Raw genomic sequence first — 20,618 nt, forward strand, 5'->3', positions numbered from 1 at the left:
GAGCCCATCGGCCCTGCCCTCTACGACACAGCCTTCAGCCCAGAAGACGGCAACGGAATTCAACAAGGATGGGGCGGAAGAAGCCACTGACACGCCCGGGCTGTACACACATTTTGGCCGCTAACCCGCATTTCTGTGCTCCTGGCCAGTTTTTCCGGCGTATTTTCCGCGAGGTTCATCTCGGCGCAAGTATAAATGGGCCGGGATACGAAAAATCCCCGGCCTACATGGCCGAGGATTTTCCTCATCTGGTTGCGGGGACAGGATTTGAACCTGTGACCTCCGGGTTATGAGCCCGGCGAGCTACCGAACTGCTCCACCCCGCGTTGCGTCCTCAACAGTACATGCGATTTCTCCAATCACCAACTCGAGGAGGTACCCGCACCAGAAACGGGACACTTTCTCCCTGACGCTAGCGGTGCTTGAACTCCGCCGGACGCTTTTCAGTGAAAGCTTTCATGCCTTCACTTTGATCTTCCGTAGCAAAGCAGGCGAAAATTGAACGGCGTTCCATGCGAACGCCTTCAGCCAAGGTGGTCTCAAACGCAGCATTAACCGCCTCCTTGGCGATCATGGCCACAGGCTTTGACATCCCCGCAATCGTCGCGGCGGTGGCCAGCGCATCCTCCATCAGTGAATCCACGGGAACAACGCGGGCAACAAGGCCCGCCTGTTCGGCTTCGTGTGCTCCCATGACCCGTCCGGTCAAGACCATTTCCATGGCTTTGGCCTTACCGATAGCACGAGTCAACCGTTGCGAACCGCCCATACCGGGGATAACGCCAAGCTTAATTTCGGGCTGACCGAATTTGGCGTTATCAGCGGCGATGATGAAGTCCGCGATCATTGCCAGTTCGCAGCCACCACCTAGTGCATGGCCTGCCACTGCAGCGATGATCGGCGTGCGAACCCGTGCCAACTCATCCCACGCTGAGAACCAGTTGGCTTGGTACATCTCCACCGCGGACTTGTTCACCATCTCCTTGATGTCAGCCCCCGCGGCAAAAGCCTTGGAGGACCCGGTGATAATAATGGCCCCGATACCAATATCGGTATCATACTGCTGCGCTGCCGTAAGGATCTCACGGCCCATGGCATCGCTGAGTGCGTTCAATGCCTCGGGACGGTTCAGCGTAATAATGCCTACACGGCCACGTTGTTCGGTCAGGATCAGGGAGTTTTCAGTCATGGAGAAGTTCCGTTCGTTTGATCGTGCGCAGGTTAATCGCGAAGAAAATAATTGGTTGAAGCTCTATCGGCTCTGATTCAAACGCGGGGCTCAGTCCGCCTCGGTTTTGCTAGAGGCCGCTCTGATGCTGTTGATGATGGAGGAAAAGTCAGTGCTGGCTCCGCCGTCCAAGGAGAATTCGCGGTAGATTTCTTCAGCAGTACGGCCCATGACGGCATCCACCCCGGTGGCATTGAGCGCCTCAACGGCCAGTCCCAGGTCCTTGGCCATCAGTGAGCCGGCAAATCCAGGCTGGTAATCGCGGTTTGCGGGGCTTGTTGGCACTGGTCCGGGAACGGGACAATTGGTTGTCAGGGACCAGCATTGCCCTGAGGCATTGGCGGCAACATCAAAGAGTGCCTGGTGCGTGAGCCCAAGCTTTTCGCCCAGCACAAACGCCTCACTGACGGCGATCATGGACACGCCAAGAATCATGTTGTTACACACTTTGGCGGCTTGTCCCGCGCCGGGCCCGCCGCACAACACAATGCGTTTGCCCATCACCTCAAATAGGTTCTTCGCCGCCGCAAAGTCCTCTTCGGATCCACCCACCATGAACGTCAGCGTTCCGGCCTGGGCACCCATGACACCGCCAGACACTGGCGCATCAAGTGCCCTGTGGCCACGCCCACTGACCAATTTATGGGTAGCGCGGGCATCTTCCACAGAAATGGTTGAGCATTCAAGGAACAGCGCCTCTGGTTTGGCCGCGGCCAGAAGCCCACCGCCTGGCCCTTCGCCTTCCAAGGCAGCAAAGACGTGCTTTCCCGCCGGCAGCATGGTGATGATGACATCGGCGTCCATGGCCGCTTGCGCTGATGAGTCACAAACCACCACCCCGGCCTCCGCGGCAGCAGCCAGCGCAGCGGGCACTACATCGAAGCCGTGCACCTGATACCCGGCAGCCACCAGGTTCGCCGCCATAGGTCCGCCCATATGGCCGAGCCCAATGAAAGCAACTTTCTTACTGGCGCCTTCAGTGTCATGTGCTGTGATTGATTCTTCGCTCATGGTCCCGCTCCTTCACCGTTCGCTGACCTACCGTTTACGCAACTGCTCCCTGCCACATTTCCGTGGGCCACATTTCCGTGGACCACATTTTCTTGGCCCGCACTTCTTTGGCCCGCACTCCCGTGCGCCGCATGCCCCTGCTTCAAACTCGCTCCCCTGAAGAGGGGATTACTGCATGTCAGTGTCCTGATCAGGTGCAGTTAAATTCAGCTCGCGGTCACCCAAATCAGCAAATGCCCCCTCCACTACGTCGTGGGGAACTTCTGCAGCAGAGGCAGGGGACCACTGCGGATTTCTGTCCTTGTCCACAAGCTGCGCACGGATTCCTTCGGCAAAGTCGGGCCAGCGCAGGGCACGCAGCGACACGCGCAGTTCTTGGTTCAATGCCGCCTCCAAAGAAGGCTGTAGCCGTGCCCGCCGCAGTGCGGCCAACGTGACAGCTACCGCAGTTGGTGACTTCGCCGCTATCTTTTCCGCTGCCGCGGTGGCGGCAGGGTCGCCAACACGGGCCAGGCGCTCAAGGATGGTTTCAACGCAGTCCGGAGCGTACGCCTCATCAATCCACCACCGCTGCTTGCCAAGGGCAGACTCGGGTGGGAGCTGGCCATACCGTGCAACTACGGTGCTTGCGTTGCGTTCGGCCAGCTCAGCAACCAGCGTGGGCAGCAGCCCGGAATCCACATAGTGGCTGGCCATCCCCATGGCGATGGCATCGGCCCCGCTGACCATGGATCCGGTAAGGCCCGCGTGCGTCCCCATCTCACCTGGGGCTCGAGAAAGCAGGTAGGTGCCGCCCACATCCGGGACAAAGCCGATCCCGGTTTCCGGCATGCCAATTCGGGAGCGCTCGGTGACAATGCGGTGGGAGGCGTGCGCTGAAATTCCCACCCCACCACCTAAGACAACCCCATCCATCAGTGTCACAATGGGTTTGGGATAGCGTTCGATACGTGCGTTCAGGTGGTATTCATCGCGCCAGAACTGCTCGCTGGAGTTCCCTCCGGTGCGTGCGTCGTGGTAGATCGAGACAATGTCTCCGCCAGCACACAAGCCGCGCTCACCGGCGCCGGAGATGAGCACTGTTGCAACGCCGTCGTCCGTTTCCCACTCATCCAACGCCTGTGCCACAGCCTTGACCATGGCGTGGTTAAGTGCATTCATGGCCTGAGGCCGGTTGAGCACCAAGTGCCCCAGCTGGCCGCTGCGCTCTATAAGTACGTCGTTGTGCTCCACGTTTCCATCCTCCACGTTTCCATCCTCCACGGTTCAGCGCTCCACGGCCAGACGGCCCACGATTAAACGCATAATTTCATTGCTGCCTTCAAGAATTTGATGCACCCGCAGGTCCCTGACAAGCTTTTCCAGCCCATACTCGCTGAGGTACCCATAGCCGCCGTGCAGTTGCAGTGCCTGGTTGGCCACCTGAAACCCTGCATCCGTGGCAACAAGTTTGGCCATGGCGCATAGTTTCACGGCGTCACCGGCACCAGTATCCAGGGCGTTGGCGGCACGCATCAGCATGGTCCTGGAGACCTCAAGATCGGTGTCCATCTGGGCAATCTCGAAGAGCAGGTGTTGCTTTTCAATGAGCGGGCCACCAAACGCCTGCCGTTCTTTGAGGTAAGCGATGGACTTTTCCAGCGCAGCCCTGCCCCCGCCCAACGAACAAGCGCCAATGTTCACACGCCCACCGTTCAGGCCCTTCATGGCAATACCGAACCCATCGCCTTCTTCACCCAGCCTGTTGGTTACGGGGATGCGAACATTGTCAAAGACCACCTGGCGGGTGGGCTGAGCTCGCCAACCCATCTTCTTTTCATTGGCACCAAAGCTCAGCCCGGGGGCGTCATGGGGAACTACGACGGCGGTGATTCCGCGCCCGCCCAGATCGGCTGTCCTGACCATCACCAAATACCAGGCGGAGGAACCCGCGCCGGAAATAAATTGTTTGGTTCCGTTAATCAGGTAATCATCGCCATCAAGCACCGCTTTGGTGGTGATAGCGGCGGCGTCAGAGCCAACACCGGGTTCGGAGAGACAGTAGCTTGTCAGCTCGCTCATGGCGGTAATGCCAGGGAGCCATTGCTGGCGCTGAGTATCATTGCCGAAGGCGTCGATCATCCACGCAACCATGTTGTGGATGGAAATATAGGCGGCGATGGTGGGGTCAACGGCAGCGAGCTCTTCAAAGATCAGAACAGCGTCGGTGCGGCTTAGTCCGGAGCCGCCATGCTCCTCACCCACATAAATACCACCCATGCCAAGGGCCCCGGCCTGGGCCAGCACATCCACCGGGAAGTGCTTATCCTCATCCCATTGCGCCGTGTGCGGGGCTAGTTCGGTGGCGGCAAAGTCGCGCACCATTTCTACCATTGCTTCTTGGTCGGGTGTGAGCTCGTTCATGGCGCCTCCTAGTACCGCATCGTTGCGGCGTCAGTTGTTGGGCTCCCTGTTGGTCACCCGGATTGTGGGCGGACTATTTTGGCCGCCCAGATCATGGGCGGCCAAAAAATATTTACTTGGTGACCTTGCCCATCAGGGATGCAACGGGTCGAAGGAACAATGGTTGGGCCAGGAACCAGGCAGCAGCAATAACAACCAGGGATGCCGCAAAGATGCCAAAGCCCCACCAGTTCACAGCGTCACTTGAGGCATACATGTGGTTGAGGTTGCGCAGGGCGCCGGTGGCCAGGACCAGGGTCACGTGCACCACGATGAATCCTACGAAGTACAGCATCACCGGAAAGTGCAGGGCCCGGGCGGCTTGGATGGGGTAGATCTTATTCAACGTGGTGGCGTTCTTTGGCCAGGCACCTGACATCCGCAGGCCTGTGGCGATGGCTAGCGGAGCGGCAATGAAGACGGTGATGAAGTAGGTCAGCAGCTGTAAGCCGTTGTAATTCACCCAGCCGTTATCAGTTGGCCAGTCAAGGGAGAGATACTGCAGTCCAGCCGAAAGGGCGTTCGGGAAAACGTCCCAGCTCGTGGGCACAATACGCATCCACTGGCCTGTGAAGAACAGCGCCACAATGAAGATGGCGCCATTGAGCACCCACAGGGCATCCAGGGTGAGGTGAAACCACAAATCGAGGCTGATCTTGGTTGGCGAATTCTTTGTTTTGATCAGCCCTTTGTTGTTGCGCACCCAGTGGGCGGACGGGCGCTTGGTGGTGCGCACCTGCCAGCCCGAGCGGATGATCAAAAGGATCAAGAACGTGTTCACGAAGTGCTGCCAGCCAAGCCAGGCGGGCAACCCAACCGGAGCTCCGGGCGGTAACTCAGAGGCTCCCGGATAGGTCTGCATGAAAGAGGCAACCGGCGCCAAACCGGTAAGCCAGCGAGCCACAAGAACGGCTATTAGCAACATAAGCACCAAAATTGCAGCAGAGACAGTAATTTTGGTCCACAGGCCCATGGCCTGCCACCTAGCCTGGATGCCGGCGGCCTGCTTATTTGTGGGGGTCGACATGGTCTAAAAAACCTCTTTCAAGAACTTCTAAGGAAGTCACAGCCTCCAGGGCCGTTGCATAATTTCGCTGCGCGATCAGTCTCTATTTGTTAGAGCCTGTAAATGAGGAACAAGTGATGATCTGCACTACATACTAGGACGGGCGGGCTGCCAGTGCCTCAAGGAATTGCGGCACCACAGTGAACACATCCCCCACAATACCCAGATCTGCCACATCAAAGATGGGCGAGTCTGCGTCCTTGTTGATAGCCACAATTGTTTTTGCCGTCTGCATACCAGCCCGGTGCTGGATGGCCCCGGAAATTCCCAAGGCGATGTACAGCTGAGGGGAGACGCTCACACCGGTCTGTCCAACCTGCGCATGCTCATCAACAAAACCAGCGTCAACAGCGGCCCGGGAAGCTCCAACGGCTGCCCCCAACGCATCCGCAAGCTGTTCCACCAAAACAAAGTTCTCTTTGGAGCCCAGTCCACGGCCACCTGAGACAACCGTCTTGGCAACTCGCAGTTCTGGCCTGCTGCTGGTGGCAGGGGCGTCTTTGCGCGAATCGATCTGTGCACCTATACCGGCACCGGTCAGTGCCACTGTTGTTGTTTCAACAGCGCCGGCGGTGTTGGCGTTCTCCGTCAGACCGTCGATGGCGCCTTGGCGCACTGTGATGATGGGCAAACCACCCTCCACGCCAGACTCAACGTCGTATGCCCCACCAAAGATGGAGTGTCCGGCAACAATGCGATCTCCGTCAAGGCGCAATGAAACGGCGTCCACCAACAGTGCCCCGCCAACGCGGACAGCTAGACGGGCAGCAATTTCTCGGCCGTCTACTGAGTTTGCTGTGAGGATCGCGGAGGGCGAAAAAGCGGCAACGGCGCCTTCCAAGGCTTCTACGCCAGGGGCTGTCAGCACGGATCCGGCCAGGGGACCCACTGCTTGATAGATGGCAGCCGCGCCGGATTGGCCCAGCTGCTCCACCACGTCGGCAGCTAGCTCGTTTTCTACGGCAAGCACGGCAACGGGTGTGCCCAGCGAGCTTGCAGCTCCAAGGAGTCCACGGGCGGATGAAGCAATACCGCCCTGATCGGTGAGTTCAATAAGTGTTAGTACATGAGTCATGGGATGCCCTTCCTAAACCAAGCGATTTTCAATGAGGTATGCAGCGAGCTGTGAACCGGCCGTGCCATCGTCAACAATTTTGCGTCCTGCCTCACGTGGTGGCCGCTCGCTGTGTGAAAGTACAACAGCATGTGCCGGCGTTGCCGTTACATCCAGATCCGCCAACGAAAGTGTTGTCACAGGCTTGCGTTTGGCTGTCAGGATGCCCTTAAAGTTGGGGAACCGTGCCTCGGCGGACCACTCAGTGACAGTGACAACGGCAGGCAGAGGTGCGCTGATGATGAGCGAACCGGTTTCACCCTGTCGCTCCCCGGATACTGTGCCAGAGCTCAAGTCAACTGTGGAGAGCCCACCAACCAGGGGCAGGCCCAAGTGTTCGGCAACCATCGCGGGAACAACCCCGCCACGACCATCGGTTGATTCTTTGCCTGCAAGGATCACATCTGCGGAAACGGCGCGCAAGGCCGCGGCCAAAACGGCTGCGGTGCGTGCGGCATCCGCGCCGGCCAACGTATCATCCAGTACGTGAACTCCGGAGTCAGCACCCATTGACAGGGCTTTACGAATCGCCTTGGTGGCTTCATCCGGGCCCATAGCCAAGGCAATAATCTCGGTGGATTTATCCGCGTCCTTGACGCGTAGAGCCACTTCCAGCGCACGCTCATTGACCTCGTCAACGAGGTTATCCGCCGCGTCACGATCCAGCCAACCGGTTTCCGGGACGAGCGTACGCTCATCCGCAGTGTCGGGAACTTGTTTGATAAGTACAACGATCTTCATTGACAGCTCCTTATGAAGTATTTGCATGATGCCTAGCTCTCATTTAGAGAATACTAGGTACCACTAGTATTTACTAGGGATTCCAAGTAAATTGTTGTGACGAAGTAATTTTTGTTTCTTTCACAGCTGCGCCGGCCAGGTGCTCACCCACGTAGGAAAGGTGCTTGCAATGGTTCCCGCGTCTCCACTGCCCATAGACCCCATTGCCGAGGCCAAACGCCAGTGGATTGCTCACGGCTGGACCGACGCCGCCGACGCCATGGCCGCGTATTCCTCCGTCATGCGCGCCCATCAGTTGATGTACAGCAGGGTTGACGCTGCACTTAAACCATTGGGTCTGTCCTACGCTCGCCTTGAACTGCTGCGACTTTTGTCCTTCACCCGCGACGGCGCCCTGCCGATGACAAGCGCCAGCGCCCGCCTTCAGGTCCATCCCACCTCGGTGACAAGCGTTGTGCACCGACTGGAAAAGGATGCCTTGGTGCGCCGGGAGGCCCACCCCACGGATGGCCGTGCCACCTTGGTGATTGTGACCGGTGCCGGGCGGCTCCTTGCCGAAGAGGCGACGGCGGCGCTGAACTCCGGCGTCTTTGCCGACCCTGGCATTCCGGCGGCAGATCTGCAGGTCCTGACGCAGATCCTTGCCCGCTTCCGCCGCGCTTCCGGTGACTTCATAGACCCCGTTCAGTACCCGGATCCGCTCTAAACCCCTTGGGGCACCGTATTTTAAGGTGTCGTATTTTGGACTATTAGAGGTACATGGGCGCAGCACCATCAGCGTGGGACCGGGGTGCCGCGTGAAAGATCAATCTCGACAGCCACGCCCTGTCCCTTTACATAGACAAGGTGGCTAGCAGTTTCCGCCAGCGCCAGGCGCAGTGTGAACCCTCGCAAGGACGGGAATCCGCGCGACCACGTCAGCTCCCGGGCAACATCCCACACGGTTTTTGCAGAGCCCGCATCCAGCACTGTCATGACTTCGCGGGACCGTTCTAGAGTATGCTCCTTCAGTTCTCCCACACGGTCAATCAGGCCGCGGAAACGGTATTCATGTGCCGGCAGCACCTCCATCTGCGCACCTGCACCCATAATCTCCAAGGAACGCAAATAATCGGCCAGTGGGTCCAAGTGGTTTTGTGCTTCGAGGGAGACATGCGGTGTGATCCGGGGCAGCACGTGGTCACCGGTAAGAATGAGTTCATTCGCCTCATCAACGAGGCAGATATGCCCGGGAGTGTGCCCGGGAGTGGCCATAACACGAACTTTCAACCCTGCGATGGGCACCAGCTCGCCATCAGCCAAACGATGTTCCGGCTCTTCAACGTTTGTCATTTGCATCCACATGTGAGCGTCAAAAGTCACCTCATCCAAATATTCGGCGGGCACACCCCACTGGGTAAATTGAATTTTGTCTTCAGCCACAAACCGATCCGAGTCACTACGCCACTGCGAAGGTAGCGGCTCGTTCTCCCCCAATGCCACCCATGCCCCGGAGGCGGCCCGCAACCGAGCCGCCATGCCGAGATGGTCGGGGTGGAAATGGGTAACAATGATCCCTGTGATGTCAGCTGGCTCCAACCCCGCAACTCTTAGTCCGGACTTGAGAACGTCCCAACCCTCCTCAGAGTCCCAGCCCGGATCCACCAACGCCACCTCCCGCACGCCGTTAGATTCCTGGCCCACAAGCACGTAACACAGCGTGTAACGCATGGGGTTGTTAATAAAAGGAACAGGGATCGACCAGACACCGGCACGCACCTCTTCCACGGCAGGGATCACCTTGTCCTGCCACGCTTGGAATTGTTCGGTGCCGGTGATGGTGATCATGATGCCCTCCAGGAGCTAAAAATGCTGACAAAAATTTGGTACTGGTGTGAGCCCTTGCCGCTCAGCTACTGCCAACTCGGGCCCACACTCGTTACGCCTGCGATGCGGTGTAGTTATCCCGCAGCTCGCGTTTGAGAATTTTGCCGGCACCGGACATGGGCAGGGCTTCTGGAAATTCAAAACTCCGCGGCACCTTATATCCTGCGATGTGCTCCCGGCAATGCAGTTGAAGATCCTCGGCTGTGACACCCTGTCCCTGCGCCAGAACCACAACAGCATGCACGCGCTCCCCGTATTTTTCATCAGGGACACCAATGATCGCTGAAGACGCCACAGCCGGGTGCTTGCTCAGCGCATTTTCCACCTCTGCCGAATACACATTTTCACCGCCGGTGACGATCATGTCTTTGAGGCGGTCCACAACGTAAACAAAACCTTCATCATCTAAGTAGCCAAGGTCTCCTGTGTGCAGCCAGCCGCCGCGCAAGGCTTGTGCAGTTTGTTCCGGGTTATTCCAGTAGCCCCGCATGACGTGGGCACCTTTGGCACAGATCTCGCCAACCTCGCCAACGGTGACTTCTTTTCCATCCAGGTCAAGAATGGCGACCTGGCAGTGCGGCGCCGCCCGGCCACCCGAGCGCATCGGCACCCCCTCGTGATCATCTGGCAACAGCAAAGTGATAACAGGGGCGGCTTCTGTCTGGCCGTAGGCCTGAGTCAGACGGATACCTGGGAAACGCTGTTTGGTACGCTCCAGCACTCCCTCGGATATAGAAGATCCACCGTAGAGCATTCTTTGCATGGAGGACAGATCATAGTTTCCACTATCAGGGTGGTCCACCAGGATTTGGATCATGGTGGGCACCAGCAGTACATCGGTAGGTTTGTGCTCTTCCATCGCTTTAAACACGCTGGTTGGCTCAAAGTAAGGCACCATGACGTGGGTTCCGCCAAGAATTGTTAGTCCGCACCAAGCAGCAAGATCGGCAAGGTGGAACATGGGTGCTGCATGCAGTAGCACCGAACCCGCGCGCAATAACTCGCCCGAGGCTGTTGTGCCCAGCCCGGACGTGACAAAGTTGGTGTGGCTGAGCATCACGCCCTTGGGGAATCCGGTGGTGCCACCGGTGTAATAAACACCGGCCAAATCATCACCGCTGCGGTAGGCATCCTCTACCGGCTCACTACCGACCACCAGTTCTTCGTATGAGAGCATGCCTTCCGGTGTGGGCCCGTCACCACAGTGGATGAGCGTTGTCAGCACGGGCGCCTTCTCACGCAGCAGCGCAGCCATGGGCACAAATGCGTCGTCAATTAATAAGATCCGCGTGTCCGAGTCATTCAAAGAGTACGAAATTTCCGCCGGGCTCCACCTGATGTTGACAGGGTTCACCGCCGCGCCTGCCCACGGTACGGCCAGCAGGTACTCAGCATATCTGTCACTATTCATGGATAGGATCGCCACCCTGTCCCCTGCTTGCACACCCAAGTTCTGGAGTGCTCCAGCAAAGCGAGCTATCCGATCAGCGTGTTGGGCATAAGTGCGAACCCGGTCCTTGAAGATGGTGGCCACGCCCTGCGGGTCGCACTGCAGGGAACGGTGTAAACCTTGGGTGAGATACATGAAAAGCTCCTCGTGATAGAAATCGACATTGACTTGTAATAAGGAAATTTCAAACTGATCCTGCGTACTTCCGAGCACTATTTACCGTGAAAAACTCCCTGTCTTCGCTCACCCATGGCGGCCACTGCCTCAAGCAGATCCTCACTATGTAAAAAGGATGAGTTCCATAGGGCCACGTGGCGCAGCCCCCGGGCAATGGTTTCTTCGCGGCCCTCATTCAGCACGGCCTTGGTCCCGGCCACCGCCAACGGGGAGTTGGCGGCAATCTCCGCAGCCATCGCCAATGCGGCACTCATGAGTGATTCCGGGTCGGCATAGCTCTGGTTGACCAAACCGATACGCTCGGCCCGCTCGGCGGCAATGTCCTTGGCGGTGAAAGCCAGCTCGCGCAAATGGCCCTCACCAACAATTCCGCGGAGCCTTTGCAGACTGCCCACATCGGCAACGATGGCAAGCCGCGCTTCTCTGATGCTGAACTTTGCTTCCGCGGAGGCGAGCCGAATATCTGCGGCGCTGATCAGATCCACGCCCCCACCGATGCACCAGCCGGAGATTGCTGCAATGACCGGTTTACGGCAACTGGCAACGGCCGTAACACCGTCCTGAAGCGTCCGAATCATCCCGAGCAGCTCGGTGCGCTGCGTTGCCTGGGCGGTGGCACCGGCACTGAGCCTTCCCAGCCAACCGCCTAACACCTCTTGCACGTCCAGGCCGGTGCTGAAGTGCGCTCCGGAGCCCGTCATGATCACTGCTCGCACGCTTTCATCAGCGTCCAAGGCCGCGAAAACCTGAGGTAGCTCCACCCAGAAGGCCAACCCCATCATGTTTCCGCGGCCCGGTCCAAGCAGACGGACGACGGCGACTGCCGGGGCGGGTGCCGTCGTCACTTCAAAGGCGGTCCAGGCACGGGTAAAAACGGACCCAGCGGTGCCAAAGTCCGCAGCGGCACCCACCGCTGGAGCACCTGTTTCCATCAGTACTGCTCGCCCTTTTCAGCCTTGGCAACAAGTGATGCTGGCGGCAGGAAGTGCTCGCCATACTTGGCCGCGAGCTCACGGGACCTAGCCACAAAACCAGCTAGGCCGCCGTCGTACCCGTTCATGTACTGCAGCACCCCGCCGGTCCAGGCCGGGAACCCAATGCCAAGGATGGAGCCAATATTGGCATCAGCTGCACTGCGCAGGACTCCCTCGTCAAGGCACCTGACGGTCTCCAATGACTCGGCAAAGAGCATGCGCTCTTTCATGTCCTCGAACGGAATCTCCGATGTACCGCCAAAGTTCTCCTTCAGGCCTCCCCAGAGGCCGTCACGGTGGCCATCAGCGTAATTGTAGAAGCCCGAACCACCCAGTTTGCCCTTACGGCCAAACTCTTCGATCATCCGATCAAGAATCCCATAAGCTGCGTGGTCCTGATACTTCTGCACACCGGATTCGGCCTCCAGACCGGCCTTGGTCTCCTTCTGGATTTTGGACATGAGCGTCAGATTCAACTCATCAGCCAGCTGCAAGGGCGCGGCAGGATATCCCGCCTGCAAACCGGCCTGCTCGATGGACGGGGCAGCAATACCTTCACCCAACATGGCGATGGCCTCATTCATGAACGTGCCAATCACCCGGCTGGTGAAGAAACCACGGGAATCATTGACCACAATGGGGGTCTTGCGGATTTGCATGGCGATGTCGAAGGCCTTAGCCAGCGTGGCATCGGAGGTGTTTTTACCGGCAATGATCTCCAATAGAGGCATCTTATCCACGGGGGAGAAGAAGTGCAGGCCAATGAAATTTTCTGCCTTGTTTACACCTTCTGCAAGCGTAGTGATCGGCAGGGTTGAGGTGTTGGAGCCCAAAACCGCATCGGGACCAACAATGTTCTGGATGTCCGCGAAGGCTTTTTGCTTGACTTCCACATTTTCAAAAACGGCCTCAATGACAAGATCACATCCAGCCAAGTCTGCAGCCTCGGTGGTGGGCGTGATCTTTGCCAGCAGGGCATCAGCCTGCTCCTGCGTTGACTGGCCCCTTTTGACTGCCTTGTCGGTGAGCACCTTGGAGTAGTTCTTGCCCCGCTGCGCTGACTCGAGGGAGACGTCCTTGAGCACCACGTCCATGCCGCCACGGGCACACACATAGGCGATACCTGCGCCCATCATGCCGGCACCAAGCACCGCCACTTTTTTGGCCGTGTACTTCTCGAAACCCGCCGGGCGGCTGCCACCGGAGGTGATATGAGCCATGTCAAAGAAGAACGCCTTGATCATGTTCGTTGAGACCTGTCCCGTCACCAGCTCAACGAAGTAGCGTGATTCAATCTCCAGCGCCGTATCAAAGTCCACTTGGGTACTTTCAACCGCGGCGGCCAGAATGGCGCGCGGCGCCGGGTAGTTTGCACCTTTGAGTTGCTTGCGCAGATTGGCTGGGAACGCCGGCAGGTTAGCGGCAAATGCTGGAGTGCTCGGTGTGCCTCCGGGGATCTTGTACTTGGGCACGTCCCAGGGCTGTACCGCCTCTGGATTGGCCTGGATCCAGGCCTTTGCGGCGGGGATGAGTTCTTCCACCGTGTCTACTACGTCATGGACCAGACCAATCTCTTGGGCCTTGCGTGGCTTGTACTTTTGACCTTGAAGCAACACCTTCATGGTGGCATCAGCAATGCCCATCAAGCGCACAGTGCGGACAATGCCACCGCCGCCGGGAAGCAGACCCAGTGAAACCTCGGGCAGTCCAATGACCGAGCCCCGGGTGTCCGCTGCAATGCGGTGGTGAGCGGCCAAGGCAATTTCAAGCCCACCGCCCAGTGCCGCACCGTTGATGGCTGCCACAACAGGCTTACCCAGGGTCTCCAAAGTGCGTAGCTGCGTCTTGATGCTCTTGCCGAGCGAGTAGATTCTCTCTGCATCGGCAGCAGTAGCACCCACCAAGTCCTTCAAGTCGCCACCGGCAAAGAATGTCTTCTTAGCTGAGGTTAAAATGATGCCTGTAATGCTGGCCTGGTCGGCTGCAATTTCCGCACTGAGCCGATCTATGACTTTCTGCATGGACGCAATGTAATTCGCGTTCATGGTGTTAGCTGACTGAGCCGGATCATCCATGGTCAGGATGATGACGCCATCAGCGTCCTTCTCCCAGCGAATGGTGTTTGCCTTCTGCACTGTTGCCTGATTCATCTGCCCTGTCTCACTCATCGCCCTAGACCCTCTCAATCAATGTAGCCACGCCCATGCCGCCGCCAATGCACAAGGTGATAACCGCCCTGCGCTTTTCCGTGCGTTCAAGTTCATCCAGCACGGTGCCCAGAATCATGGCCCCGGTGGCACCGAGCGGGTGCCCCATGGCGATGGCCCCGCCGTTGACGTTGAGCTTCTCATCCGGGATGCCCAGGTCCTTCTGGTACTTCAACACCACGGAGGCGAAGGCCTCGTTAATTTCAAACAGGTCAATATCTGCAACACCCAGGCCGGCCGTTTTCAGCAGCTTCCTGGTGGCAGGGGTGGGGCCTGTGAGCATGATGGTTGGGTCAGCACCAGAGGTTGCTGTAGCCACAATCCGTGCCCGTGGTTTTAGCCCAAGTTGCTCTCCCACCTCAGCGCTGCCCACAAGGACCAAGGCGGCGCCATCGACAATCCCTGATGAGTTCGCAGCAGTGTGCACGTGATCAATTTTCTCTACAGCATGGAACTTCTGCAGTGCCACGGCGTCAAAGCCGCCTGCTTCACCCATGGCAGCAAAAGCGGGGCGCAGCCCGGCCTGGGATTCGGCAGTGGACTCGGGGCGCATGTGTTCATCATGGTCGAGAATGACAAGGCCATTTTGATCCTTGACGGGGATGACGGAGTTGGCGAAGCGCCCCTCTTTCCATGCCTTAGCTGCCAGCTCCTGCGAGCGCACAGCATAAGCATCCACGTCTACCCGGCTGAAGCCTTCCGTGGTGGCGATGAGGTCCGCACCAACACCCTGGGGCACAAAGTAGCTGTCATAGTTAGTGGCCGGGTCCATGGCCCAGGCACCACCATCGGAACCGATCGGCACCCGTGACATGGACTCCACGCCTCCGGCAATGATGAGCTGATCCCAACCGGAGCGCACCTTTGCAGCTGCCATATTCACCGCTTCCAGCCCTGAGGCACAGAAGCGGTTGACTTGAACGCCACCCACGGTGTCCGGCAACCCTGCAGCGAGGACCGAGGTGCGGGCAATGACAGCGCCTTGATCACCAACAGGTGAGACCACCCCGAGGATGAGATCGTCAATCAGGGACTCATCGAGTTCAGGATGACGTTCACGCAGTGCCTGGATCAAGCCCACCACTAGGTCGATGGGCTTGGTGCCATGCAAGGCACCCTTTTTTCCTTTGCCGCGAGGAGTGCGAATGGCGTCGTAGACAAATGCTTCCGGTACAGCGTGTTGGCTCACGTGAGCTTTCCTTCCATTGTCATCCCAGCCGCACGGGTGCAGGGCGGGACGGTGGGTAGAACTGTTGGTGGTTACGGTTTTGACGTATGTTGCCGTGACAAATGAGGGCAGACTTACAGCCAGCCGGTGAAGAATTCTCCGTGCAACAAGGATTCATCGGGTAGATCCGCATCGATCCCGACGAAGGAAAACCAACTTGTTGACATAACGCCAATAGTGCAGGACTATTGACACCGTGTCAATAGTTGATGCAAGTGATTACTTTCCGCACTGAAAGCGATGACCATGCCAGCGCAGCCTTACACCCCCTACTCGGCCATCACCTATGTCGTCACCGACCGTATTGCGACGGTTGCGCTGAACCGTCCGGAGGCTCGCAATGGGTACACACTTACCATGGCGGATGAGCTGGAGCACGCCTTCACGGGCGCAGATGCTGACCCGGATGTACAGGTTGTGGTCTTCACAAGCGTGGGCAAGAACTTCTCCGTTGGTGCCGAGCTCAGTGGCGGGCGCTTTGTCATGTCAGACTTCTCCGATGCAGAGCAATGGCAGGAGCCTGCCGGACGCTGTTCAAAAACCATCTATGCCATGAACAAGCCTGTCATTGCGGCCATGCGCGGAGTAGCGGTGGGTGGCGGGCTAACCATCACGCTCTCCTGTGACTTCCGGCTGGCCGCACACGACTCCCGTTTCTCCTTCCCTTTCAGCCGTCGCGGAATCTTCCCCGAGGGCGGCTCGGTCTGGTATCTACCTCGTCTTGTGGGCGTTTCAAAAGCAACAGACTGGATGCTCACGGGCAGGCTCTTTGGGGCCGCTGAAGCGCTCGACGCCGGACTACTCACCTCATTGCACGAACCCGAGGACGTCCTTGAAGCCGCATACACCCTGGCCCGGGACCTCATAGAGAACACCTCCGAGGTCTCTACTGCCGTCATCAAACAAATGCTCAATAGACTCAGCGGCCTTGACTCCCCTCTTCCCGCCCATGCTATTGATTCGCAACTGATCTCCGGGGTGGGAGAGCATAAAGACGCTGCTGAGGGCGTGGAATCGTTCCTTGAAAAGCGTCCTCCTCACTTTCCGTTGAGCGTGCCAAACGACCTGCCACAATGGTTGCCGTGGATAAAGACAGATTGACACCATGAAACCTTTTGAGAGTGAAATAGTTGAACCGCGCCGGCAACGCCTCAACCCTGACGAGCGACGACAGCAGATCTTTTTATGCGCCCAAAAACTCTTCAACGCTCGCCCGTATGAGGAAGTTTCGGTCACAGACATTGCCGCGGCTGCCGGTGTTGCCCGCGGATTGATCAACCACTACTTTTCCAACAAGCGCGGGCTGTATCTAGAAGTCATCAAGGTCAGCTCAACTGTCTCCGAGGTGGCCGTGACACTGCTGCCCGAAGGATCCATCCACGAGCGCATAAATCTTGCTGTGGTGTGGTTCTTGGATTCATTGGAGCAATCCGGAGCTACCTGGCTGGCTTTAGGCTCGAGCGGTATGGGCCGCGATCCAGATCTTGAGAGAATCCTCATCGAGGCCGAGAACGATTCCATCGAGTTACTGATCGAGGCGTGCGGGCTGGGCGGGCGCACACAGGACCAAGAGCAAATCAAGGCCATGTTCAGGGTTTACACCCAACTTGCTCGCAGTGGCGCCCGTGAATGGTTACTGCGCAAGTCACTGACCCGCCCGCAGGTGCACGCCCTGTTGGCAAGCACGCTGCGGGCGATCGTCAAGGAAGCAATCCCGGCCATCTGATTCCACATCACCTCTGGGCGGTTAGGGGTCCACATAGAGATCGATCATCAGCTCCGCTGACGGGTCAACGGCGTAGCTCGCGAAATCGCTCACGCCGCGAGCACGCAAGAATTCCTCGTCAATGAGGCTTTGGCCAGTCAGCTCCTTGCTGGGCGTAGTGAGGATTGCATGCGCGGCGTCCGCCATGATGGCAGGGTGCCGTGAACGCTGGATCATCCCCTGCCCGCCCAGCAGGTTTGCCACAGCTGCTGTGGCGATGGTGGTGCGCGGCCACAGGGCATTGGATGCCACACCCTGGCCGACAAATTCTGCTGCGAACCCCAGAGCCGCCAGCGTCATGCCGTACTTGGCCAGCGTGTAGGCCGGGTGCCCGCCCAGCCACTTCGGGTCTAAATTCAGCGGCGGGCTCAGCGTGAGGATGTGCGGATTAGCTGCCTGCAACAGGTGGGGCAGGGCTGCTTTGCTGAGCATGAACGTGCCGCGCACGTTGACATCCTGCATGAGGTCATAGCGTTTGGCCGCCACTTTCAACGTTCCATCCAGGGAAATCACGCTGGCATTGTTAACCACGATGTCGATCCCGCCAAAAGTATCCACAGCGTTCTGCACGGCCGAGGCGATGGTCTCGTCGTCGCGGACGTCGCCCACCACCGCGAGCACCTTCCCACCTGCCGCTTCAATCTCAGCCGCCGCAGTGTGGATGGTTCCTTCCAATCGCGGATCCGGGCTGTCCGTTTTCGCAATTAGCACCACATTCGCGCCGTCGCGGGCGGCCCGGATGGCAATGGCCAAGCCGATGCCGCGCGAACCTCCTGACATGAGGATTGTCTTTCCCTTCAGTGTTGAAATTTCACTAGATGTTTCGCTCATGACCACTCCAATACGGTGCACGCAGATCGCGCTTCAGAATTTTTCCTGTCGCATTACGCGGCAGTTCGTCAATAAAATCAACTGAGGTGGGGCACTGGTAATGCGCCAAACGTTCACGGCAAAACGCGATGATGTCAGCTTCGCTCACTGTACTGCCCGGAGCGCGGACAACAACAGCTTTGACAGTCTCTACCCATTTGGGATCTGGGACACCCATGACGATTCCCTCCGCGACTTCGGGGTGGGACATGAGCGCATTCTCCACTTCGGGACAGTAGATGTTTTCGCCACCGGAGATGATCATGTCCTTGAGCCTGTCAACCATGTACAGGTAGCCGTCTTGGTCCATGTGCCCGATGTCCCCGGAACAAAGGAAGCCATCCGCGGTGATGGAGTTGGCTGTTGCCTCCGGCTTATTTAGGTACCCCTTCATATTTTGCCCGCCGCGGATCTGGATCTCGCCATTGACGCCGGTCGGGAGTACCTCGTGTGTAATGGGGTCCGCGATTCTCATCTCCACACCTGGCAGGACCCTGCCTACTGACTGCAAAACTTCCGGACGTGGAGGGTTTCGGTGATCCGAATCTTGGAGCATTGTGCCGATTCCGGACATTTCAGTCATCCCAAAGACATGCGCCAGCTCAGTATTGGGCCACGCTGCGAGTGTTCTGGTCAGCAGTGGTAACGGCATGGGTGAGGCACCGTAGGCAATCTTTTTCATCGGAGCAAAAGCCGCCGCTGCCTGAGGACCGCCGGCCAGAACAGCATGGATAACAGCCGGGACTATGAAGGAGTGAGTGGCACCGTCGGCAATAGCTTTCATCATGGCCGGACCTGAGGCATCTCGAAGAAAAATGGTCTTGGCACCGGCATAAACACCCACCTGGAAATAGCATGAGCCACCCACATGGAACATGGGCATCCCCACCATACTGACATGCTCCGGTGCCATCCCCAATCCGTAGTTGGAGACAACACTGTGCATGTTCACGCTCTTGTGAGTCAGCTCCACACCCTTGGGGGTTCCCGTTGTTCCGGAGGTGTAAACGACAAGAACTGTGTCATCGGGGTTAACGTCCTGGTCTACTTCTGCCTCAGCTGCGGTCGCTGCACCGCTAGAGAGGAATGCCTCAAACTCGTCATTGTCTCCACCAATGACAACTGTGCGCGGTAGGGGCGTTTCGGCGTTTGCTGCCTCCACAACGCTATGTAACTCCGCTCCATAAAAAACAATCTTCGGCGCGGAGTCCCTCAGAACGTACGCCAGTTGGCTTGGTGCCAGACGGTAGTTGCCCACCACAGTGCCTGCACCTAGTGCCGAAGCCGCGTACGTTAGCTCAATAATGGCGAGGTGGTTTAAATCGAAGGTGAGAATGCGCTCGCCACGCTTGATCCCTGCGGCACGCAAGGCTTCGGTGAGCTGCAGGATCCTTGGACGCCATTGCGCCCATGTGTAGCTGACGTCACCAAAGGTGATTGCTGGAGCATCGGGGCGGTGCTGCGCCCAATGATCAAGTCGGTCCTGGAGGAATACTGGGGGCGCAAGGGCGTCAAGGGTCATGGCAAGCCTTTCTTTGGCGCCGGCATCATTGCCGGCTTCTGGTCTGCGAGGTTCTATCTTGTGTGGATCGAGTGTTGCGCCAAACCACGGCGTGTTGTGAAGGAGCGTTGGTGCAAAGTGAACGTTGCCTGAAGGAGCGTCACTAGGAAGTGGGGAGTTGCCAGGACGGTTGACGGCGTTCCAAGAATGCCGCCATGCCTTCCTTAACCTGATCAGTGGTGAAGAGTCTGGTAGAGAGTGCCGTCATTTCTGCAACCCCCGCATCCAACTGGGCCAGCATGGGTGCCGCCGCCACCTTCTTGCTTTCGGCCAGCCCCTGCGGGGCACCCAGGCGGAGATTTTCCAAAATAGGTTCAAGGACGCCATCCACATCCTCCGCAGCGCAGGTGATGAGTCCGCACTCCTGCGCAGCAACAGCATCAAAGCTCTCCCCCGTGAGGTAATAGCGTGACACCGAACGGCTGCTCATGCGCCCCATGGTGGTCAGGGAGATGATGGCCGGGCCCAGCCCAATCCGCACTTCAGAGAAGGCAAAGGTGGCAGCCGTATGGGCCACAACTATGTCTGCGGCACCCAAGATGCCCAGCCCCCCTGCCCGGGCCACGCCGTCGACCCGGGCAACCACCGGCACCGGGGCGCTCAGGATGCTGCGCATAATCTTCGCCAGATTCTGCGCGCCCTCCGCAACTCCTTGCGCACCAGCTTCTTTCAGGTCCGCTCCAGCGCAAAAGACCTTGCCTGTATGGGCCAGCACAATAACGCGCACACTGCCATCGGCCGCCTCGGCACAGGCCTGTTCCAACCTGGCCAGTAACTGCGCCACTAGCTGTTGTGAGAGCGCATTGCGGTTGGCCGGTGAGTCCAGGGTGATAGTGGCAATTCCGGCTGCAAGGCCATAATGCACCAGCTCAGCGTCAGCTGACCCACTGCGCCCCGGCTGGGATTCAGTAGCCATGG

The 20,618-nt window shown here is 58.3% G+C and carries 18 protein-coding genes and 1 tRNA gene; 3 read left to right on the plus strand and 16 right to left on the minus strand.

Annotated elements, in window-relative coordinates; all coding sequences use genetic code 11:
- Positions 1 to 249 precede the first annotated feature (249 nt).
- The 8 genes from QMG40_RS09825 to QMG40_RS09860 form a co-directional block, all read right to left on the minus strand.
- Positions 250 to 326, minus strand: a tRNA-Met gene (locus tag QMG40_RS09825).
- Between the two features lie 86 nt (positions 327 to 412).
- Positions 413 to 1,189: an enoyl-CoA hydratase gene (locus QMG40_RS09830; protein WP_283530879.1), complete on the minus strand. Its 777-nt coding sequence runs from the start codon at positions 1,187 to 1,189 to the stop codon at positions 413 to 415.
- A 90-nt stretch (positions 1,190 to 1,279) separates the two neighbouring features.
- A complete protein-coding gene (gene mmsB, locus QMG40_RS09835) occupies positions 1,280 to 2,239 on the minus strand; it encodes a 3-hydroxyisobutyrate dehydrogenase (RefSeq protein ID WP_283530880.1) in 960 nt (319 codons plus the stop codon).
- Positions 2,240 to 2,407: 168 nt separating this feature from the next.
- Positions 2,408 to 3,487 (minus strand): enoyl-CoA hydratase/isomerase family protein, encoded by a 1,080-nt coding sequence (locus tag QMG40_RS09840; RefSeq protein ID WP_283530881.1) that lies wholly within the window; start codon positions 3,485 to 3,487, stop codon positions 2,408 to 2,410.
- Between the two features lie 18 nt (positions 3,488 to 3,505).
- Entirely contained in the window at positions 3,506 to 4,642 is a 1,137-nt protein-coding gene (locus tag QMG40_RS09845; protein ID WP_283530882.1) for an acyl-CoA dehydrogenase family protein, read from the minus strand.
- A 112-nt stretch (positions 4,643 to 4,754) separates the two neighbouring features.
- Positions 4,755 to 5,654, minus strand: a complete 900-nt coding sequence (locus QMG40_RS09850) for a cytochrome b/b6 domain-containing protein (protein WP_283531186.1) — start codon at positions 5,652 to 5,654, stop codon at positions 4,755 to 4,757.
- 187 nt (positions 5,655 to 5,841) lie between these two features.
- On the minus strand, positions 5,842 to 6,822 hold the full coding sequence (locus QMG40_RS09855) for an electron transfer flavoprotein subunit alpha/FixB family protein (protein WP_283530883.1): 981 nt from the start codon (positions 6,820 to 6,822) through the stop codon (positions 5,842 to 5,844).
- Between the two features lie 12 nt (positions 6,823 to 6,834).
- The gene (locus tag QMG40_RS09860; RefSeq protein WP_283530884.1) at positions 6,835 to 7,602 is read right to left on the minus strand and encodes an electron transfer flavoprotein subunit beta/FixA family protein; all 768 of its coding nucleotides are present in this window, start codon (positions 7,600 to 7,602) and stop codon (positions 6,835 to 6,837) included.
- Positions 7,603 to 7,771: 169 nt separating this feature from the next.
- Here QMG40_RS09860 and QMG40_RS09865 point away from each other — a divergent pair, with 169 nt between their 5' ends.
- The gene (locus QMG40_RS09865) at positions 7,772 to 8,308 is read left to right on the plus strand and encodes a MarR family winged helix-turn-helix transcriptional regulator (RefSeq protein ID WP_283530885.1); all 537 of its coding nucleotides are present in this window, start codon (positions 7,772 to 7,774) and stop codon (positions 8,306 to 8,308) included.
- A 68-nt stretch (positions 8,309 to 8,376) separates the two neighbouring features.
- On the opposite strand, the gene QMG40_RS09870 is transcribed toward QMG40_RS09865, so the two are convergent.
- The 5 genes from QMG40_RS09870 to QMG40_RS09890 form a co-directional block, all read right to left on the minus strand.
- Positions 8,377 to 9,429 carry an MBL fold metallo-hydrolase gene (locus QMG40_RS09870; protein WP_283530886.1) on the minus strand — a complete coding sequence of 351 codons (1,053 nt, stop codon included), beginning with the start codon at positions 9,427 to 9,429 and terminating at the stop codon, positions 8,377 to 8,379.
- Between the two features lie 91 nt (positions 9,430 to 9,520).
- The gene (locus tag QMG40_RS09875) at positions 9,521 to 11,053 is read right to left on the minus strand and encodes an acyl-CoA synthetase (protein ID WP_283530887.1); all 1,533 of its coding nucleotides are present in this window, start codon (positions 11,051 to 11,053) and stop codon (positions 9,521 to 9,523) included.
- Positions 11,054 to 11,130: 77 nt separating this feature from the next.
- Positions 11,131 to 12,027, minus strand: a complete 897-nt coding sequence (locus QMG40_RS09880; RefSeq protein WP_283530888.1) for a crotonase/enoyl-CoA hydratase family protein — start codon at positions 12,025 to 12,027, stop codon at positions 11,131 to 11,133.
- The gene (locus tag QMG40_RS09885; RefSeq protein ID WP_283530889.1) at positions 12,027 to 14,219 is read right to left on the minus strand and encodes a 3-hydroxyacyl-CoA dehydrogenase NAD-binding domain-containing protein; all 2,193 of its coding nucleotides are present in this window, start codon (positions 14,217 to 14,219) and stop codon (positions 12,027 to 12,029) included. Before QMG40_RS09885 ends, QMG40_RS09880 begins: the two co-directional genes overlap by 1 nt.
- Before the next feature lie 22 nt (positions 14,220 to 14,241).
- On the minus strand, positions 14,242 to 15,465 hold the full coding sequence (locus tag QMG40_RS09890) for an acetyl-CoA C-acetyltransferase (protein WP_283530890.1): 1,224 nt from the start codon (positions 15,463 to 15,465) through the stop codon (positions 14,242 to 14,244).
- A gap of 285 nt (positions 15,466 to 15,750) precedes the next feature.
- On the opposite strand from QMG40_RS09890, the gene QMG40_RS09895 reads away from it, so the two are divergent.
- Both QMG40_RS09895 and QMG40_RS09900 read left to right on the plus strand, forming a co-directional pair.
- Positions 15,751 to 16,605 (plus strand): enoyl-CoA hydratase-related protein, encoded by an 855-nt coding sequence (locus QMG40_RS09895; protein WP_283530891.1) that lies wholly within the window; start codon positions 15,751 to 15,753, stop codon positions 16,603 to 16,605.
- Between the two features lie 4 nt (positions 16,606 to 16,609).
- Positions 16,610 to 17,230 carry a TetR/AcrR family transcriptional regulator gene (locus tag QMG40_RS09900; protein WP_283530892.1) on the plus strand — a complete coding sequence of 207 codons (621 nt, stop codon included), beginning with the start codon at positions 16,610 to 16,612 and terminating at the stop codon, positions 17,228 to 17,230.
- A gap of 21 nt (positions 17,231 to 17,251) precedes the next feature.
- On the opposite strand, the gene QMG40_RS09905 is transcribed toward QMG40_RS09900, so the two are convergent.
- From QMG40_RS09905 to QMG40_RS09915, 3 genes are all read right to left on the minus strand, one after another.
- Positions 17,252 to 18,100 (minus strand): SDR family oxidoreductase, encoded by an 849-nt coding sequence (locus QMG40_RS09905; RefSeq protein ID WP_283530893.1) that lies wholly within the window; start codon positions 18,098 to 18,100, stop codon positions 17,252 to 17,254.
- Entirely contained in the window at positions 18,084 to 19,661 is a 1,578-nt protein-coding gene (locus QMG40_RS09910) for an AMP-binding protein (RefSeq protein WP_283530894.1), read from the minus strand. The genes QMG40_RS09905 and QMG40_RS09910 overlap by 17 nt, the downstream gene beginning before the upstream one ends.
- 142 nt (positions 19,662 to 19,803) lie before the next feature.
- Entirely contained in the window at positions 19,804 to 20,616 is an 813-nt protein-coding gene (locus QMG40_RS09915; protein ID WP_283530895.1) for an enoyl-CoA hydratase family protein, read from the minus strand.
- Positions 20,617 to 20,618 lie beyond the last annotated feature (2 nt).

The sequence above is a fragment of the Arthrobacter antibioticus genome (assembly GCF_030063205.1).
Classification (GTDB): domain Bacteria; phylum Actinomycetota; class Actinomycetes; order Actinomycetales; family Micrococcaceae; genus Specibacter.

What these genes read in the sequence shown, in the direction of transcription:
- QMG40_RS09865 (WP_283530885.1), top strand. Translation starts at nt 7,772, where the DNA reads ATGGTTCCCGCGTCTCCACTGCCCATAGACCCCATTGCCGAGGCCAAA.
- QMG40_RS09915 (WP_283530895.1), bottom strand. Translation starts at nt 20,616, where the DNA reads ATGGCTACTGAATCCCAGCCGGGGCGCAGTGGGTCAGCTGACGCTGAG.
- QMG40_RS09855 (WP_283530883.1), bottom strand. Translation starts at nt 6,822, where the DNA reads ATGACTCATGTACTAACACTTATTGAACTCACCGATCAGGGCGGTATT.
- QMG40_RS09860 (WP_283530884.1), bottom strand. Translation starts at nt 7,602, where the DNA reads ATGAAGATCGTTGTACTTATCAAACAAGTTCCCGACACTGCGGATGAG.
- QMG40_RS09850 (WP_283531186.1), bottom strand. Translation starts at nt 5,654, where the DNA reads ATGGGCCTGTGGACCAAAATTACTGTCTCTGCTGCAATTTTGGTGCTT.
- QMG40_RS09885 (WP_283530889.1), bottom strand. Translation starts at nt 14,219, where the DNA reads ATGAATCAGGCAACAGTGCAGAAGGCAAACACCATTCGCTGGGAGAAG.
- QMG40_RS09905 (WP_283530893.1), bottom strand. Translation starts at nt 18,100, where the DNA reads ATGAGCGAAACATCTAGTGAAATTTCAACACTGAAGGGAAAGACAATC.
- QMG40_RS09870 (WP_283530886.1), bottom strand. Translation starts at nt 9,429, where the DNA reads ATGATCACCATCACCGGCACCGAACAATTCCAAGCGTGGCAGGACAAG.
- QMG40_RS09895 (WP_283530891.1), top strand. Translation starts at nt 15,751, where the DNA reads ATGCCAGCGCAGCCTTACACCCCCTACTCGGCCATCACCTATGTCGTC.
- QMG40_RS09830 (WP_283530879.1), bottom strand. Translation starts at nt 1,189, where the DNA reads ATGACTGAAAACTCCCTGATCCTGACCGAACAACGTGGCCGTGTAGGC.
- QMG40_RS09880 (WP_283530888.1), bottom strand. Translation starts at nt 12,027, where the DNA reads ATGGAAACAGGTGCTCCAGCGGTGGGTGCCGCTGCGGACTTTGGCACC.
- QMG40_RS09875 (WP_283530887.1), bottom strand. Translation starts at nt 11,053, where the DNA reads ATGTATCTCACCCAAGGTTTACACCGTTCCCTGCAGTGCGACCCGCAG.
- QMG40_RS09910 (WP_283530894.1), bottom strand. Translation starts at nt 19,661, where the DNA reads ATGACCCTTGACGCCCTTGCGCCCCCAGTATTCCTCCAGGACCGACTT.
- QMG40_RS09900 (WP_283530892.1), top strand. Translation starts at nt 16,610, where the DNA reads ATGAAACCTTTTGAGAGTGAAATAGTTGAACCGCGCCGGCAACGCCTC.
- QMG40_RS09845 (WP_283530882.1), bottom strand. Translation starts at nt 4,642, where the DNA reads ATGAACGAGCTCACACCCGACCAAGAAGCAATGGTAGAAATGGTGCGC.
- mmsB (WP_283530880.1), bottom strand. Translation starts at nt 2,239, where the DNA reads ATGAGCGAAGAATCAATCACAGCACATGACACTGAAGGCGCCAGTAAG.